The sequence below is a fragment of the Sorangium sp. So ce131 genome (assembly GCF_051519095.1).
Taxonomy (GTDB): Bacteria; Myxococcota_A; Polyangia; order Polyangiales; family Polyangiaceae; genus Sorangium.
This window is the reverse complement of the sequence record NZ_CP150455.1, coordinates 10,736,978-10,753,307: the sequence shown is the minus strand read 5'-3', so window position 1 is coordinate 10,753,307 and position 16,330 is coordinate 10,736,978. Positions and strand designations below refer to the sequence as shown.

General features: G+C 73.5%; 16 protein-coding genes. 7 read left to right on the top strand and 9 right to left on the bottom strand.

Translation table 11 applies throughout. The features are described from left to right. Positions 1–19 precede the first annotated feature (19 nt). The 6 genes from rplI to WMF43_RS39085 form a co-directional block, all read right to left on the bottom strand. Positions 20–472: a 50S ribosomal protein L9 gene (rplI, locus tag WMF43_RS39110; protein ID WP_437672819.1), complete on the bottom strand. Its 453-nt coding sequence runs from the start codon at positions 470–472 to the stop codon at positions 20–22. A gap of 10 nt (positions 473–482) precedes the next feature. After that, positions 483–803: a 30S ribosomal protein S18 gene (gene rpsR, locus WMF43_RS39105; RefSeq protein WP_061611043.1), complete on the bottom strand. Its 321-nt coding sequence runs from the start codon at positions 801–803 to the stop codon at positions 483–485. A gap of 3 nt (positions 804–806) precedes the next feature. Beyond that, entirely contained in the window at positions 807–1,346 is a 540-nt protein-coding gene (gene rpsF, locus WMF43_RS39100) for a 30S ribosomal protein S6 (RefSeq protein WP_437672817.1), read from the bottom strand. A 110-nt stretch (positions 1,347–1,456) separates the two neighbouring features. After that, positions 1,457–2,128 (bottom strand): aminoacyl-tRNA hydrolase, encoded by a 672-nt coding sequence (gene pth, locus WMF43_RS39095; RefSeq protein ID WP_437672816.1) that lies wholly within the window; start codon positions 2,126–2,128, stop codon positions 1,457–1,459. Between the two features lie 124 nt (positions 2,129–2,252). Beyond that, positions 2,253–2,960, bottom strand: a complete 708-nt coding sequence (locus WMF43_RS39090; protein WP_437672814.1) for a 50S ribosomal protein L25/general stress protein Ctc — start codon at positions 2,958–2,960, stop codon at positions 2,253–2,255. A gap of 164 nt (positions 2,961–3,124) precedes the next feature. Beyond that, on the bottom strand, positions 3,125–4,069 hold the full coding sequence (locus WMF43_RS39085) for a ribose-phosphate pyrophosphokinase (RefSeq protein WP_437672812.1): 945 nt from the start codon (positions 4,067–4,069) through the stop codon (positions 3,125–3,127). Between the two features lie 163 nt (positions 4,070–4,232). Here WMF43_RS39085 and ribF point away from each other — a divergent pair, with 163 nt between their 5' ends. Genes ribF through WMF43_RS39070 form a run of 3 tightly spaced genes read left to right on the top strand, consistent with a single transcriptional unit; the run spans position 4,233 to position 8,850 of the window. Next, positions 4,233–5,234, top strand: coding sequence for a riboflavin biosynthesis protein RibF (gene ribF, locus WMF43_RS39080; protein WP_437672811.1), 1,002 nt, complete (start codon positions 4,233–4,235; stop codon positions 5,232–5,234). A 52-nt stretch (positions 5,235–5,286) separates the two neighbouring features. Continuing rightward, entirely contained in the window at positions 5,287–7,764 is a 2,478-nt protein-coding gene (locus WMF43_RS39075; protein WP_437672809.1) for a tetratricopeptide repeat protein, read from the top strand. A gap of 57 nt (positions 7,765–7,821) precedes the next feature. After that, positions 7,822–8,850, top strand: coding sequence for a hypothetical protein (locus tag WMF43_RS39070; RefSeq protein ID WP_437672807.1), 1,029 nt, complete (start codon positions 7,822–7,824; stop codon positions 8,848–8,850). A 40-nt stretch (positions 8,851–8,890) separates the two neighbouring features. Here WMF43_RS39070 and WMF43_RS39065 read toward each other — a convergent pair whose 3' ends face one another. From WMF43_RS39065 to WMF43_RS39055, 3 genes are all read right to left on the bottom strand, one after another. Then, complete coding sequence (locus WMF43_RS39065) at positions 8,891–9,853, bottom strand: hypothetical protein (RefSeq protein ID WP_437672806.1); 963 nt, start codon at positions 9,851–9,853, stop codon at positions 8,891–8,893. Between the two features lie 134 nt (positions 9,854–9,987). Continuing rightward, entirely contained in the window at positions 9,988–11,415 is a 1,428-nt protein-coding gene (locus WMF43_RS39060) for a protein-disulfide reductase DsbD family protein (protein ID WP_437672804.1), read from the bottom strand. A gap of 73 nt (positions 11,416–11,488) precedes the next feature. After that, the gene (locus WMF43_RS39055) at positions 11,489–12,292 is read right to left on the bottom strand and encodes a tetratricopeptide repeat protein (RefSeq protein ID WP_437672802.1); all 804 of its coding nucleotides are present in this window, start codon (positions 12,290–12,292) and stop codon (positions 11,489–11,491) included. Between the two features lie 347 nt (positions 12,293–12,639). Between WMF43_RS39055 and WMF43_RS39050 the strand changes: the two genes are divergently transcribed. From WMF43_RS39050 to WMF43_RS39035, 4 genes are all read left to right on the top strand, one after another. Beyond that, on the top strand, positions 12,640–12,915 hold the full coding sequence (locus WMF43_RS39050) for a hypothetical protein (RefSeq protein WP_437672800.1): 276 nt from the start codon (positions 12,640–12,642) through the stop codon (positions 12,913–12,915). Beyond that, positions 12,903–13,247, top strand: coding sequence for a hypothetical protein (locus WMF43_RS39045; protein WP_437672798.1), 345 nt, complete (start codon positions 12,903–12,905; stop codon positions 13,245–13,247). The genes WMF43_RS39050 and WMF43_RS39045 overlap by 13 nt, the downstream gene beginning before the upstream one ends. A gap of 202 nt (positions 13,248–13,449) precedes the next feature. Beyond that, on the top strand, positions 13,450–14,565 hold the full coding sequence (locus WMF43_RS39040) for a hypothetical protein (RefSeq protein WP_437672796.1): 1,116 nt from the start codon (positions 13,450–13,452) through the stop codon (positions 14,563–14,565). Positions 14,566–14,658: 93 nt separating this feature from the next. Continuing rightward, positions 14,659–16,317 carry a DUF2254 family protein gene (locus WMF43_RS39035; RefSeq protein ID WP_437672795.1) on the top strand — a complete coding sequence of 553 codons (1,659 nt, stop codon included), beginning with the start codon at positions 14,659–14,661 and terminating at the stop codon, positions 16,315–16,317. The last annotated feature ends 13 nt before the right edge of the window (positions 16,318–16,330 follow it).

Below are 16,330 nucleotides of genomic sequence, written 5' to 3'. Positions count from 1 at the left end.
GAGCCGGCGCTAGCCGGCGCTACTTCGCGGCGACCGTGACCTCGACCGTGGCCGTGATGGACGGGGCGAGGCGGATCACGACGGGGTGCGCGCCGAGCGTCTTGATCGTGTCGGTCTCGATGCGGCGCCGGTCGACGCTGAAGCCCTGCGCGGCGAGCGCCTCCTCGATGTCGCGGGCGGTGACCGAGCCGTACAGCTTGTCGCCCTCGCCGACCGGGCGGCTGATGGTCAGCTTGACCTGCCCGAGCTTGCCCGCGAGCTGCTCCGCCTCGGAGCGCGTCTTCGCGGCGCGCGACTCGGCGACCCGCTTCTCGTGCTCGATGCGCGACACGTTCTCGGCGGTGGCGCCGACCGCGAGGCCGCGCGGGATGAGGTAGTTGCGCGCGAACCCGGGGCGGACCTTCACGAGCTCGCCGCTCTTGCCGACGTTGTGGAGGTCCTCCGTGAGGACCACATGGATGTGGGTTGCCATGATCGACCTCCTACGCCGTCACGGTGAACGGCAAGAGCGCGATGTTGCGCGCGCGCTTGATCGAGAGCGTCACCTTGCGCTGGTGGCGCGCGCAGTTGCCGCTGATGCGGCGCGGGACGACCTTGCCGCGCTCCGAGATGAAGTACTTGAGCGCCTGCGGGTCCTTGTAGTCGATGACCAGGGCCTTGTCCGCGCAGTAGCGGCAGACGCGCTTCCGGCCGGTGCGGCGGCGCCCGGGGGCGTCCGCGTTCAGGTCGGGCGTGCGCCCGAAGTCGCGATCGTCGTAGTCACCGCCGCCGTTGCGGCCCATGTCGTTGTTGCGGCCGTTCATGGATCAGCTCTCCTCCTCGTCGGTGGCGCCTTCCGCCTCGCCCTCTTCGCCGTCGTCGATGTCGCTCGCCGGAGCCGCCTCGGAGCTCCGGTCGACGCGCCGCTCGGGCTCGAGCAGGCCGAGCTGCCGCTCGCGCGAGTCGTCGCGGTCGTCCTCGAGCGGGGCGAGCTCCAGGCGCTCGAACTTCACGTCCTCGTCGGCGATCGTGACGCCCTGGACCTCGACGTCGTTGCGCACGAGCACCGTCTGGTACTTCAGCACGCCGTCGGACAGGCGCAGGTTGCGCTCGATCTCGGCGACGACCTTCCCGCCCCCGAGGTACTTCAGGTAGACGTACACGCCGCGGCGGTGCTTCGCGATGTCGTACGCGAGGCGGCGGCGCCCCCACGTCTCGACCTTGGTCAGCCGGCCGGCCTCGCGGCTGACGACCTCGGCGAGGCGCGACCCGATCCGCTCGGCGCCGTCGGCGTCGATGTCAGGTCGCAGGATGTAGATGGTTTCGTACTCTCTGGCGCGCCCGGGCGCCGTTACCTGTCGGCTCATTCAGTGATTCCCTCTCGGCCAATGGCCCCGGGGCGGCGCCCCGGAGCGAGGAAAGGAGCAGCGCGTCGAGCGGCGCACGGGCGAGCTCGGCGCGCTGGCTCCGGCGAGGCTCAGGGCTTCTGCGACGGGGGGAGGGGAGCCCTCCCTTCCTTCGCGTCGGGAGAAGGATCTGCCGACCCGTCCCCTTCGCCCTTCTGCCTCTTGCCCGGCCTGGGCCGGGTGTTTCTTACGTTCATCGCGGCGTCGAAGCCGCGGGCGGCGACTTCTAGCACACTTTGCACGGCTTGCTTCAAGCAGTCGGGCAGGCCCGCGCGCTCGACCGAGTCGAAGCCGGACAGGACGTAGTCCGCGACCTCGCCCCGGAAGCCCGGCGGCGGCCGGCCGACGCCGAGGCGGACGCGGCCGAAGTTGCCCGTCCCGCAGTGCGCCATGATCGAGCGCAGCCCGTTGTGCCCGGCGTGCCCGCCGCCGACCTTGAGACGGACGGTGCCGTACGGCAGGTCGAGCTCGTCGTGCAGCACGATGAGCCCGGACGGCGCGATCTTGAAGAAGGCCATCGCCGGCTGCACGCTGCGCCCCGACTCGTTCATGTACGTCATGGGCTTGAGCAAGATCGCGGGGTTTCCCGCGATCTCCGCCTTCGCGTGCATGCCCGAGAACTTCTCGCGAAACGGATCGGCCCGGACCTCGTCGGCCAGCGCATCGACGGCCATGAAGCCGACGTTGTGCCGGTGAGCGGCGTATTCCTTGCCCGGGTTCCCCAGGCCGACCACGAGCAGCATGGCGAGGCGGTTCTGCTGAGTCCGTTCCGCAGGGGAGGCGAGGCCCCGGCGAGCAGGGCAGGGCGGGCCGCGCGCGCTCCGCGGCGCGCTCGACGGCGCGCGCGCGCGGCGACCCGCGCCGGGGTTACTTCTTGTCCTTCTTGTCGCCGCCCGCGGGGGCCGCGCCCTTCGCAGGCGCCGCTGCACCCTTCGCGGGCGCGGCCGCGCCGCCGGCCGGAGCCGCGGCAGCGGCCGGCGCGCCGGCGGCGGGCTTGGCCTCCTCGTCGGCCCCACCCTTCTCGGGCGCGTTGACCACGGCGATCGTCTGGTCCTCGGCGAGCAGGACCTTCACGCCCTCGGGCAGCTTCAGCCCGCTGGCCTTGTACGACTCGCCCAGGTCGAGCTCGGTCACGTCGATCTCGATGAAGGACGGGATCTTCTCGGGCAGGCAGCGCACCGGGATGGTGCGGAAGATCTGCTGGAGCACGCCGCCGGTGATCACGCCCTTCGGCTTGCCCACGGTGCGGAAGGGGATGTGGACGTCGACCGGCTGGTCGAGCTTCACCTGGACGAAGTCCGCGTGGACGAGCTCGCGCGAGATCGGGTGGTAGTCGTAGTCGCGCACCATGACGGTGAGCGTCTCGCCGTTCTCGACGGCGAGCTCGACCACGGAGTTCTGCCCGTGGTCGGAGCCGAGCACCTGAAGGAGCGCCTTCGGCGAGATGGCCACCGAGAGCGGCGCGAGCTCGCGCCCGTAGGCGATGGCGGGAATCTGTCCGGCGCGGCGCAGGCGGCTCGACGCGCTCTTGCCGCTCTCCTCGCGCCTCGTGGCGTTGAGCTTGATGATCTCCATGACGACGGCTCCAGAAGTGATCCGGAGGCCCGCGATGCGGGGGCGGCTCCGGGCGTAGGGTGCGGCGCTATAGCAGAAAAGGGAGAGAGAAGTCGAGGTTTGTCGACGGGAGGCGACGTTTTTGTCGTCGTGTGTGCTCGTTGCGTTTGTCGCGCTCGTCGCGCTCAGACGAAGAGCGAGCTCACCGAGTCCGAGTGGTGGATGCGGCGGATCGCCTCGGCGAGCAGGCGCGCCACCGAGACGACCTTGAACTTGCCCGAGGCCCGCGCCTCGTCCGAGAGCGGGATCGAGTTCGTCACGACCACCTCGGTGAGGGGCGAGTCCTTGATGCGCTCGACCGCCGGGCCGGACAGGACCGGGTGCGTGGCGCAGGCGGCGACGCTCTTGGCGCCCTGCTTCATCAGCGCGTTGGCCGCGTTCACCAGGGTGCCGGCGGTGTCGATGAGGTCGTCGAGGATGAGGCACTGCTTGCCGGCCACCTCGCCGATGATGTTCATGACCTCGCTCTCGTTCGCGCGCTCGCGGCGCTTGTCGATGATCGCGAGCGTGCCCTGGAGGCGCTTCGAGTAGGCGCGGGCCCGCTCGACGCCGCCCGCGTCCGGCGAGACGATGACCACGTCCTTGCCGTAGTGCTCGCGGAGGTGCTGCTCGAGCAGCGCCGGCATCGCGAACAGGTGGTCGAACGGGATGTTGAAGAAGCCCTGGATCTGCCCGGCGTGCAGATCCAGCGCGACGATCCGGTTCACCCCGGCGGCGACGATGAGGTCGGCGACGAGCTTCGACGTGATCGGCGTCCGCGGCGCCACCTTCCGGTCCTGCCGCGCGTAGCCGTAGTAGGGGATGACGGCCGTGATCGAGCCGGCCGAGGCGCGGCGGAGCGCGTCGACCATGATGAGGAGCTCCATCACGCTGTCGTTCACCGGGGAGCACGTCGGCTGCACGACGTACGTGTCGACGCCGCGGACGTTCTCCTGGATGACGCAGAACGTCTCTCCATCGGAGAAGCGCGACACCCGCGACTTCCCCATCGGTTGCTCCAGGACCTGACAGATTTCCTGGGTGAGCGCGAAATTCGCGTTGCCGGAGAAGATACTTACTCTCTTGAACACAACGCGCCTCCAGCCCGTTTTGGGAGCGCGGCTCTAACAGCCTGTCACCGACCCGTCAAGCGGCTCTCTGCGCCGGCCGCGCGGCTGCACAGGCGTATCGTGCCCCTCGGGTCCTCTGTCCAGCCGCTTTTCGTCCGGTGCGGCTTCGGGTTAGGTAGCGGTCGTGGAGCATTTCGCCGCCGCCGCGAGCGGGCAGGGTGGGGGCGCCGCGGCCGGGCCGCGGGGCAGCCTGGTGATCATCGGCAACTTCGACGGCGTCCATCGGGGGCACCAGGCCCTGCTGGCGGACGCGGCGCTCGACGCCGAGCGGCGCGGGCTCGACCCGGTGGCGCTGACCTTCGCGCCGCATCCGGCGAGCGTCCTTGGCCGCACCCCGCCGCCGACGCTCACCGCGCTGCCGCGCAAGGTCGAGCTGATCCGGCGCGTGCAGCCGGCGATCCGGGCGGACGTGGTGACGTTCGATCGCGCGTTCGCGGCCCAGACGCCGGAGGAGTTCGTCCGGAGCGTGCTGCTCGATCGGCTCGCCGCGCGCGTCGTCCTGGTCGGCGCGAACTTCCGGTTCGGCCAGGGGCGCGCCGGGGACTTCACGACGCTCGGGCGCCTCGGGGAGGAGCTCGGCTTCGAGACGCGCTCGCACCCGCTGGTCGGCGACGCCGAGGGGCCGTGGTCGAGCACGCGGATCCGCGCGGCCATCACGCGCGGGGATCTGGACGCGGCCGAGCGCATGCTGTCGCGCCCGCACATGCTGTCCGGCGTCGTGGCGCAGGGGGCGAAGCGGGGCCGGACGATCGGCTTCCCCACCTGCAACCTCGACGAGCTCCGCGAGGCGCTGCCGCCGCACGGCGTGTACGCGACGCTCGTCGACCGGGTGACGGCGTCGGGCCGCGCGGTCGCGCTCGCGCGCGGCGTCGCGAACCTCGGGGTGCGGCCGACCGTGGAGGCGTCGCAGGCGGCGCGGCCGAACCTCGAGGTGCACCTCTTCGACGTCGACGAGGATCTGTACGGCGCGGAGCTGCGCGTGCACTTGATCGCCCGGCTGCGCGAGGAGCGGCGGTTCTCGGGGCTCCCGGAGCTCAAGGCGCAGATCGCGCGCGACGCCGAGGCCGCGCGCGCGCGGCTGTCGGAGCTCGCCGAGGATCCCGCGGCGGGCGGCGCCTTCCGCTGAGCGGCGCCCGCGCGACGGTGGGCGCGCGGCGGATGTGGTAGCGTCCACGCCGATGGAGCGCCGGGAGCTCGACGGGCTGACGCGGGAGGAGCTGATAGCGCGCGCCGAGGAGCTCGGGGTGGCGCGGCCGCGCGTGCTCACGAAGGCCGAGCTCGTCGACGAGATCCTGGCGCGCACCGCGCAGAGCGAGCCGGAGCGGACCCGCGTGCGCGGCTTCCTCGGGCGGGCGCGGGACCTGCTCTCGCGCGTGGTCGAGCGCGGCCTGCACCTTCCGGAGGCCGCGCGAGCGCTGCGCGGCGAGCCGCCGCCGCCGGAGCGTACGCCACCGGAACGTACGCAGGCGGAGCGTACGCCGCCGGAGCGTACGCCGCCGGAGCGTACGCAGGCGGAGCGGCCGCAGGCGGAGCGGCCGCAGCCGCCGGAGCGGCCGCAGGCGGAGCGGTCGCAGCCTCGTCCGCCGCTGCCCACCGTCACGCTGGCCGGGATCTACGCGGCGCAGGGGCACACGAGGCGCGCCATTGCGATCCTGGACGAGCTCCTCGAGCAGAGCCCGCAGGACGAGGAGGCGCGGCGGCTGCGCGCGCAGCTGATCGAGGAGGCGCAGCGCGCGGGCGGAGAGCACGCGGAGGGCGCCCGGTCGGAAGGCGACGAGGACGAGGAAGGCGACGAGGACGAGGACGGCGAGGACGAGGAGGACAGCAGCGCGCCGGACACCGTCGAGCAGGAGGCCGGCCCGCAGGGCGAGGCGGCCGCGGCCGAGTCCGCGCTCGAGCAGGAGGCCGGCCCGCAAGGCGAGGCGGTCGCGGCCGAGTCCGCGGTCGAGGAGGCCGGCCCGCAGGACGACGCGGCCTCGGCCAAGCCCACGGGCGAACAGGAAGCCAGCTCTCAGGGCGAGGCGGCCGCGGCCGAGCCCGCGCTCGAACCGGATCGGAAGCCGGAAGCCGTCGCCGGCCCTCCGGACGACGCGCCGGCCGAACCGCCGCGGGAGGCGTCGCCCGAAGGGCCGCCGGCGCAGGCGTCGCCGGTTGCCGCAGGCGACGGCGCCGCGAGCGCAGCGCTGAACCTCGCGGCGGCCTCGCAGGACGAGCGAGCGGAGCTGCCCGCACGCTACGACGTCGATGAGATCGTCGGCATCGCGGTCGATCCGGAGACGCTCTACCTCTACTGGGAGGTGCGTCCCAGGACGCTCGCGCGCGCGCGCTCGCGACGCCCGGACGGGCAGCTCGCGATCCGCTTGGTCGCGGCGCTCCCGGACTGGGAGAGCCCGATCATCGAGCAGCGGGATCTCGCGATCGACGCGCTCTTCGGGGACATGTTCGTGCGCGATGTCCCCTCCGGCGCGCACCTGCGGATGTGCACCGGCTGGCTCGCCGGCGACTCGTTCGAGCCCTTCGCGGTCGGGCTCGAGGTCGTTTCGCCACGCGCATTGCCGGTGGCCCCGAGGCCGCCCTCGGCGGCGCTCGCGTCGGTCGGACCGGCGGCGCCCGCAGCATCGGCGCCTGCGCCTGTCGAGCCCGCGCCGACGCCGCCTCAGGACGAGGGGCCGCTGCGCAGCCCCGCCGGGGCGCTGCGCAGCCCCGCCGGGGCGCCGCGCAGCGAGGCCGCTGCGGAAGGTGTACCCTCGTCAGCGCCCTTCGCGAGCGACGCGCCTCCGGCGCCGAGCACACCTCCCGGCGCGATCGGGGAGGAGAAGCCCGCGGCGGTCGCGCACGCCGCGAGCGCGGGCTCCGCGACCACGCCAGCGCCCGGGGCGATCGCGCCTGCGAGGGGCAGCGTCCCCGCTGCCGAGACGGTCGCGCCCGCGGTGAGCAGCGGTCCCGCTCCCGGAGCGGTCGCGCCTGCATTGCGCGACGTTCCTGCTGCCGAGCTGGTCGCACCCGCGGCCAGCAGCGCCGCAGATCCCGCAGCTGCGGCGCTGGCGGTGAGCAGCGTCCCAGATCCCGCAGCGATCGCGCCCGTCGCGCCGGCGCACGGGGCCGCCGCGGCCGCGCAGCCGGCGCCCTTCGCCGTGTCGCCTCAAGGACCACCGCGTTTCCCGTCGGGAACGGTGCCGACCCCGGAGGCGATCTCCCAGGCAGTCGCGGCGACCCGCGGCGGGTCCAGCGACTTCGCCGCGTCGCCTCAAGGACCGCCGCGTTTCCCGTCGGGAACGGTGCCGACCCCGGAGGCGATCGCCCAGGCGGTCGCGGCGACCCGCGGCGGGTCCAGCGAGCTTGGCCGGCCGGGCGGCGGGCTCGGGCCCGGCGGTCAGGCGATGTTCGCAGCGCCCCGCGGCGGGTCCAGCGAGCTTGGCCGGCCGGGCGGCGGGCTCGGGCCCGGCGGTCAGGCGATGTTCGCAGCGCCCCGCGGCGGGTCCAGCGAGCTTGGCCGGCCGGGCGGCGGGCTCGGCCCCAGCGGTCAAGCGATGAGCAGCGACGCGTTTCTGCGCGGCCACGTCGAGCCCCCGCGACCTCCGAGCCGCGACGGCGAGCTCTGGATCAGCTGGCGCGACCCCGCCGGCCTGGCGCGCCCGCCGTCGCCGGGCCGCTGAGCAGCCCGCGCGGTCCGCGCACGCAACTGGCGCCGCGCCGCGGTCGACCCAGCTCGCGTGAACCCGAACCAACGATCCACCACCGGCTCCGTTCTCCTCCTCCTCCTCAGCGCGCTCGCGTGTGTGCTCTCCGCGCCAGCGGCCCGCGCCGAGCTCCTCCCCGACGATGAGCCGTCGGCGCTCACCTCGCGCGCGGACCGGCTCGACGCCGCGCCCCACGAGCTCTGGGCTGCCCCCACGGGCCGCGCGCAGCCGCTCTGGATCGCGGTCCAGCTCGGGATCGCGCGGCTCGAGAGCGGAGAGCGCTCCCTCAGCGGGATGCTGCTCGCGAGCGTCCCCCTCGAGCGGCTGACCGAACCCGCCGGCGCGCCGCCGCGCCCGGCCGCCGTCCTGGCCGAGGCGGCAGCGCCCCGGCTGAAGCCGGCCCCCGCGGCCCCGCGCTCGCCCCGCGCGGCGCCGCCGCCGGAGCTGCCGGGAGCGCCCGCGGCGCCGCCGCCGGAGCTGCCGGGAGCGCCGCCCGAGGCGCCTCCCGACGCGCCGCTCGCCGAGCGCGCGCCGCCGCTCCCGCTGCCGGTCCGGGTCACCCCGGAGATGGCCCGCGCGGTCGTCGACGCCGCGCTCCGGCACGCGCGCCTCCTCGATCCCGAGGCGCGCATCGACGCCATCGCGTCGCGCGCCCGGACGTCGTCGCTGCTCCCGGAGCTCCGGCTCCGCGTCTCGCGCCTCGTCGACGAGGCGGAGAACCTGGCCCCCACCGAGTACGATCCGGCGCGCAGGACGGCGTCCGGCGGCACCAGCCTCTGGCTCGAGGCGCGCGCGACCTGGCGGCTCGATCGCCTGGTGTTCGCCGACGACGAGATCGCCCTGGAGCGCCTGCGCCGCGAGCGCGCGGAGCTGCAGGCGAAGCTCATGGCGCGCGCGCTCGAGCTGCTCTTCGCGTGGCAGCGCGCCCTCTCGCTCTCGGCGGAGCCGGGCCAGGGCCCCGAGGAGCGCCGCGCCGCGACGCTCTCGGCGCTCGAAGCCGAGGCCTCGCTCGACCTGCTCACCGGCGGCTGGGTGACGCGCTGGCGCGCCGCGCGCGAGTGAGGGCGCCCCGCGCCGGCGCGCCGGCGCGCCGGCGCCGCGGCTACAGGATGGTCTCGGAGAGCGTCACCTTGCGCGTGCCGGTCCCGACGTCGCCGTCGCTGTCGGTGACCGTCACCTCGACGTCCACGACCTTCCCGAGCAGCTCCTCGATGCGGCGCTCGCCGTCCAGCCGGAACCGCAGCCCCGAGAGCTTGCAGAAGCCGCCTTCATCCTGGTCGAACGTGAAGATCGTCCGGAGCGGGTCGATGGTGTAGTCGAGCTCGGCCACGGCGCCGCTGACCGTGGTGATCGAGCCGGAGCGGCGGAGGTTCTTGAGCCGGATGGCCACGAAGATGTGGTAGCCGCCCTGCGGTCCCGCCTCGACCTGGACCTCGTCGAGATCGTCGAGCGGGAAGTAGTCGGCCTGCCCCTCCCCGACGATCACGATCGGATCCCCCGCGCCCGCCGGCTTGCAGACGTCGGGCTCCGACGTCGTCGCCTCCGCCGCCCAGGAGCGGTCGTACGGCTCGAGCCGCAGGGGATCCACGTCGGGCGTGCTGCAGCCGCCGGCCACGCAGGTCTGCGACGCCGGGCACGTCTCGCCCCCGGGCGCGACGACACACTCCGCCTCGAGGCGCACGCGGAGCAGCAGCGCGCGCCCGCCGATCACCGTGGTCGACGCGGCGCGGGTGAGCCGCGGCCGCGCCCCGTCGCCGGCGCCGAACGCCTCGAGCAGGACGTCCACCGCCGTGCCGCCCGCGAGCTCGCCGAACGAGAACTCCTTCGGGAAGAACAGCTGCCCGCTCCGCTGCGTCAGCACCACGTCGCTGAGCACCTCGCCGCCGGCGCGCATCACCACGCGGAGCCGCTCGACGTCAGGGCCGACGCGCAGCTCGCTCGTGACCCCCACGACGACGGTGCCGGTGGTCGGTCCAGCAGGAGCGACGCAGCCGGCGAGCGCCAGCAAGCAGAGCGTGAGCGCGGCGAACAGGAAACGGCGCAGGGAGGAGGAGCGCATGGTCATGGGCGGCCTGGCCGCGCGAGGAAGAGGCGCAGGGCGCGCCGTCTCCGCGGCGTTCGGTCTCCGGTGAGAAGCAACCGGCGCGCCGGCGGGCGCGCCGGGGACGAGGCGGCAGGCGCGACCGTCCGCGCGCCGGGCTACTGGATTCCCTCGAGCGCGGCCAGGAACACCTCGGGCCCGACGAAGTCGTTGAAGCGCTTCCGCTCGGCCCCGGTGGAGTCGTAGATCACCACCGTCGGCAGGCCGACGACCTTGTACTTGCCCTTCACCGCGTCCACCTGCGGATCCTCGTCGTCCGTGGCGTCGACCTTCACCGCGACAAAGTGAGCCGCCTTGGCCATGACACGCGGATCCGAGAAGGTGTCCTTGTCGAGCTGCTTGCAGGCGCCGCACCACTCCGCGGTGAAATCGACGAGCAGCGGCCGCTTCTCGGCCTTCGCCTTCGAGACGGCCGCGGCCTCCTCGTGGAGCCACGTGAGCCGCCGCGCCGCGGGCTCGCCGGCCACCGCCGCCGGGACGGGCGACGAGAGCCGCGGCAGGCTCAGGCTCGCGACGAGCAGGAACCCGCAGGCCACCGTGAGCGCGATGCCGAGCCCCTTCCTGACCTTCACCCCGGCGCCGCCCTCGTCCCAGGACAGGTGCACCGCGCCGAGCAGGAGGCCGACCACGACCAGGCCGGCCATGACGGCCATGAACGGCGTCGTCGGCTGCGCGAGCGACGACAGCGCCGGGAACGACGTCTTCAGGAAGTAGAGCGCGACGATCAGCATCACGATCCCGAAGAACGACTTCACGCCGAGCATCCACTTGCCGCCCTTCGGGAGCGCGACCGCGAACGTGCCGACGAGCCAGAACGGGAGGCCGAGCCCGATCGAGAAGGTGGCGCCGACCAGCGCGCCGAGGCCGACGCTCTGCGTCTTGCCGATCCAGAGGATGATGCCCGTGAGGACGGGCCCGGTGCACGGCGCCGCCACGAGGCCGCTCACGAGCCCGAGCAGGAAGGCGCCGCCGTAGCCGATGCCGCCGACCTGCGAGAGCCGCTGCATCAGGCTGTCGGGCAGCGCCATGTCGAACGCCCCGAACATCGACAGCGAGAGCGCGATGAACACCACCGCGATGCCGACGATGACCCACCGGTTCGACAGCGCCGCGCCGAACAGGCTGCCGCTGAGCGCCGCGGCCACGAGCATCGTCGTGAAGAGCACGACGATCCCGAGCACGAAGCTCGTCGAGAGCAGCATCGCCTCGCGCCGGGACTTCGCCTCGCGCGCCCCGAAGATGCTCACCGTGATGGCGATCATCGGGTACACGCACGGCGTCAGGCACGTGAGCAGGCCGCCGGCGAGCGCCGCGAGCGCCGCGAAGAGCGGGCCCGCCTCGAGGCCGCGGGTGAAGAGGTCCCGCTCCTCCCCGGCGGCCAGGGCCGTCGCCGGGGACGCGAGCGCGGAGAGCGCCGCCAGCGCGACCAGCACGCGCAGCGCGCCCCGTACGTCGGTGCGCGCGCCGCGCAGCCGGCCGCCCGGCACGGCGACGGCGCTTCCATGGAAACGAGTCGAAGCGGTCATGACAGAGGTTCTATAGCAAAGCGATCGCCGTCGTGCGGCGCGCCGCCGTGTGTCCACGCCGGTTACGCCGGGATCAGCGCTTCGGGAGGGATGCCAGCGTCTGGCGCGCCGCCTCGATCTCGCCCCCGAGCGCGATCGCGACCGCGACCCGCCCCGAGGTGCTCCGCTGTACGAAGGCTTCCAGATAATTCCTGGCCTCGTCCCAGCGCCGGTCGAAGTAGGCCATCTGCCCGAGCACGAACCGGCCGTAGCCCTGGCCCGCCGGCACCTCGGCGAGCCGGTCGATCAGCGCGCCGAGCCCCTCGACCGTCATGCCCGCCTCGCACTGCACCACGGCGAGGTGCCCCTGGTAGAGCGGCTTGTCCCGCGTGCCCCAGCGCGCCGCGCGCGTGAGCGCGCCGATCGCCTCGTCGTACCGGCGCGCCAGGTGGTACACGCTGCCCAGCGTCCACCAGTGGAACGCCCTGCGGCTCGCCGGCCCCGTGCGCGCCGCCAGGCGGAGGTGCCCCACCGCCCCGTCGATGTCCCCGAGCGCCTGCTTCGCCCGCGCCGCGTCCTGGTGGGCGACGTCGCTCAGCACCCCGAGCGAGAGGGCCTGCTCCGCCACCTCGGCCGCCCGCTCGAAGCGGCGCGTCTCGAAATACGCGAGGTACAGCTGCCGCAGCAGCATCGCCTGCGTCGTCCGATCCAGCGGCCCCCGGAGCGACAGCCCCCGCCGCGCCCACAGCGCGCGCGATCGCGGCGTCGCCGCGCCCAGCGCGCGCCGCAGCATCTCCTCCGCGGTCAGCGCGGCCGCCGGCGTGCGCCGCGGCGCGACGCTCGGCCGCTTCTTTCGTGGCGCTCCCTCCCGCCCGGCTCCCCCGCCGCTGTCCACCACAGACGGCGCCGTTTTCGTGCGCCGCCGCGCACCCCCGGAGCCCGTAGGGACAGATCGAGCGCCGCCCCCGCTGTCACCGTGCTCGCTCGCCTTGCGCACAGAAAGCAATCCTAACAGACCTGCACAGGCGTTCCAGCAAGACGCGACCTTTCCATGGTCCCTCGGCCGCCGGCCGAGGCGGGTCCCGGTTGCGCCCTCGCTGGCGTGGCGCCATCGTCGCCGCCATGCCTCGCCGGCCTGGCTGTTCCAGCCCCCGCCCCCACACCCGCGGAACCTCGCTCCCCGCAAGGCGGCATTCCGTCTCCAGCAGCGCCGCTCGGGGCTCCGCCCTCTGGGGCGCGGCGTGGGTGCTCCTGCTCGGCGGCGCGCCGCTCGCGGCGGGGTGCGGGCACCCCGCGAGCCGCGACGAGTGCGAGGCCATCTTCAAGCGGAGCGCGGAGATCGAGCTCCGGGCCCAGAACATCGTCGATCCCAAGCTCGTCGAGGAGCGCACCGCGGCGGTGCGGAGCGCCCGCGGCAACGAGCTCATCGACCGCTGCGTCGGCAGGCGCATCACGGACGCGGCGCTCTCGTGCGTCCGCCAGGCGACGACCCCGGAGCAGGTCGACCGGTGCCTGGAGTGACGCGGCCGGCGACGCGCGCCGACGTCCTCGCGACGCTGGCGATCGTGCTGCTCGTCGTCTCCGTCGTCGCCGGGCGCGCCGCGCTCCGCGGCCTCGCCCCGCGGCCCACCGCCGAGGCGTGCAGCGCGCTCCTCGAGCGCTACGTGGAGCTCGTCCTGCGCGCCGCCACGCCTGAGCCCGCTCCGTCCGTGATCGCCGAGAGGCAGGCGCTCGCGCGGGAAGCCGCCGGCGAGCGGGGCTTCGTCCGCTGCGAGGCGGAGCTCACGCAGGCCGAGGTGGCGTGCGCCCTCCAGGCGGGCAACGCGGACGATCTGGAGCGGTGCCTCCCCTGAGGGACGAGCGCTCGCGCGCGCTGCCAGAGACCGACGACGCCCGGCGCCTCCCCCGGGGGTGAGCTCCGACATGCGCCCCCAGGGTGCGGGAACCGTGGGGTGTAGCGAATCGTTCCGAGCGCGCCGCGCTGTGATAGTCTCGGCCGTGGCGAGCGTTCCTTTCCGGCGCGCTCTCCTCCCTCGCACCCCCGGATTGCCCGTCGTGAAAGCCCCGTCGCCTTTGCTCGGCTTCAACAACAACGTCCGGCACAAGGGTCGGTTGTTCCATATACAGACCGAGGACTCGGGCGTTCGCCATCCTCACATCATCACCCATCTCTTCGCCGACGGCGGACGCATCCTCAAGACCACGAAGACCTCCTACGCGGAGCACGTGGGTCAAGCGTCGCTCGCGGAGACGGTGCGCGGCATGATGAAGGAGCAGCACAAGGCGATGTTCATCGCCTTGCGCGACGGCCACTTCGACTACCTCTTCGACGACGCGGCCGCCCCGCCCGCGAGCGGGGGCGCGCTGGACCCGAGCAAGGCCCCGCGGACGCCGTCGTCGCCCGAGCTCGGCGGCGCGCCGAAGCCGCAGCCCCCGCCCTCCCGGCCGGCGGTCGCCGAGCCGGCGCCGCGCCCGAAGGCCGCCACGCCGGCGCCGGTCGCAGCGGCGCCGGTCGCCGCGGCGGCGCCCCCGGTCGCGGCGACGCCGCCGGCGCCCGCGCCGACGCCGCCCCCGAGGCCCGCCGCGCAGGTCAAGCCGGCCGCCGTCGCCACGCCGCCGCCGCGCGCGCCGGCGGGCGAGCCGGCGCCCGCGGCGGGGAGCTCGCGCCCCCGGCTCGAGCTCGATCCCGTGGGGCTCCAGCAGCTCGGCAACACGCGCGGGGTCAGCCCGCTGCCCGGCAGGGCGGTGCGCCCTGCGGCGCCCCAGCAGATCAAGTCCGAGCCGTCCATCGATCTCGACCTCGACGCGCTGGAGCGCGCCGCGGCCGAGGCGCAGACGCCGTTCTTCCAGCAGATCCAGGACCTGCCGCCGCCGCCCGCGTCCGTCATCGGGCGGCGCGCGGAGGCCGCGGCCTCGGGCGCCGGCGTCTACAGCAACGTGCACCCGGAGCAGCCCGTCCCGCCCGCGCCCTCGGTCGCGGTCGAGCACTACCCGGGCGCCCCCGGCTCCGGCCGCTACGCGGCCTCGCGCCCGGCCAGCATCTTCGCCCACAACCGGCCGGCGGAGGGCGCCTCGATCTTCGGCGACGACCTGATCAGCGAGAAGTCGCTGGACGAGGTGATCCTCAGCTACCTCGCGGAGGATCTCGACAGCCCGTCGGAGAAGAAATAGCCGGGCTGTTGCCTGGCGTGGCGCGGGGCGTGGCGGGCGTACGTGACGGGAGCGGGGGAACATAACGAGCGTCGATCCCTGGGCGGCCTCCTCATGAGGCTGGACCGGGCCGGAGACGACGCCGAGGGGAAGCGGCGCGGCGGCGCGGCCATCGTCCGCATCTGGCTGCGGCCGCTCTCGTACCTGCTCGGCGTGAGCATGGCGGCGCTCTCCGTCGTCTACCTGCTCGACCTCGCGCGGCAAGGGGACGCGCTGCGCTCGCCCTGGCAGGTGTTCGGGGGCATGTCGCCGGTCGACGCCGAGAACATCATGGGCGGCATCGGCGAGGTGATCGCCGCCATCCTCGGCATCGTGATCACGGTCGCCTCGATCATCGTGCAGCTCGCGGCGAACCGGTACACGCCCCGGATCACCGACATGTTCTTCCGCGATCGGAAGAACATGCTCGTGATCAGCTTCTTCGTCGTGAGCGCGGTGTTCTCGCTGTGGATCAACTTCTCGATCCGCACCGGCGGGAGCGGGCCGTCCTTCGTGCCCTTCGTCCCGCACTACGGCGTCCTCATCACCATGGGGCTGCTCACCGTGAGCCTGCTCATGATGGCGCCCTACTTCATGTACGTGTTCGACTTCCTCGAGCCGGACAACGTCGTCGGGCGGATCAAGAAGAACGGCGTCGAGCAGGCGCTGCGCCCGGCGGGCGGGGAGAGCGACGGCGAGGTCGACGAGCGGCGGGTCGCGGCGCTCTCGTCGCTGGAGCAGCTCGCGGACGTGGCGCTGAACGCGCTCGACCAGAAGGACAAGGGCATCGCGTCGAAGACCGTCGACTCGCTGTCGGAGCTCGTCGTGTCGTACCTGCCGCACAAGAAGTCGCTCGACCCGCGGTGGTTCCAGATCCGCGACCGGCTCGCCAGGGACACGGACTTCGTGAGCATGAACGCCGAGGCGCTCGACAAGCTGTCGACCGCGCGGACGTGGCTCGAGTACAAGGCGCTCCGCCAGTTCTTGATGGTCTACCGCGAGGCGCTCACCGCGATGCCCGACCTCATCACGCGCATCGCGATCGACACGCGCTACATCGGGCAGACCGCCATCGCGTCCGGGGACCGCGCGGCCGTCGAGGTCGTCGTGAAGTTCTTCAACACCTACATGCGCAGGTCGCTCAACGCGAAGGACATCGCCGCGGCCTACAACAACCTGAACCAGTACCGCTACCTCGCGGAGGAGCTGCTCAAGGCGGGCTGGGGGGATCAGGTCCTCGAGATCGCGCGTTACTTCAAGTACTACGCGCAGACGGCGCACGCGATGGGGCTCGCGTTCCTCACGGAGACGGTCGCGTTCGACCTGTGCGTGGTCAACGAGCGCGCGTACGACCTCCACGCGCCCGCGCGCGACGAGCTGCTCCGGATCTTCCTCGACGTGGACAAGGAAGCCGAGCTCGACCAGCAGGAGCGCTCGCTGCGCGGCGTCCGCAAGGCGCAGGTCAAGCTCGCGACGTACTACCTCCAGAAGGGCGAGGAGGCGCTCGCGCGGAAGATCTACCGCGACATGCGCGACGAGCGGCCCGACCGGCTGCGCTCGATCCGCGCGGAGCTCCTCGCCGTGACCAGCAACGAGTTCTGGGAGATCAACGACCGCGGCGCCGTGTTCGAGTACATCGAGCCCGAGCGGCGGCAGTTCATCCACCGCTTCTTCGAGTGGTTCCCGTCGACGGCCATGCGGGAGCCGATCCGCGAGGAGCAGACGCAGGAGTGAGGGGCGCGCAACC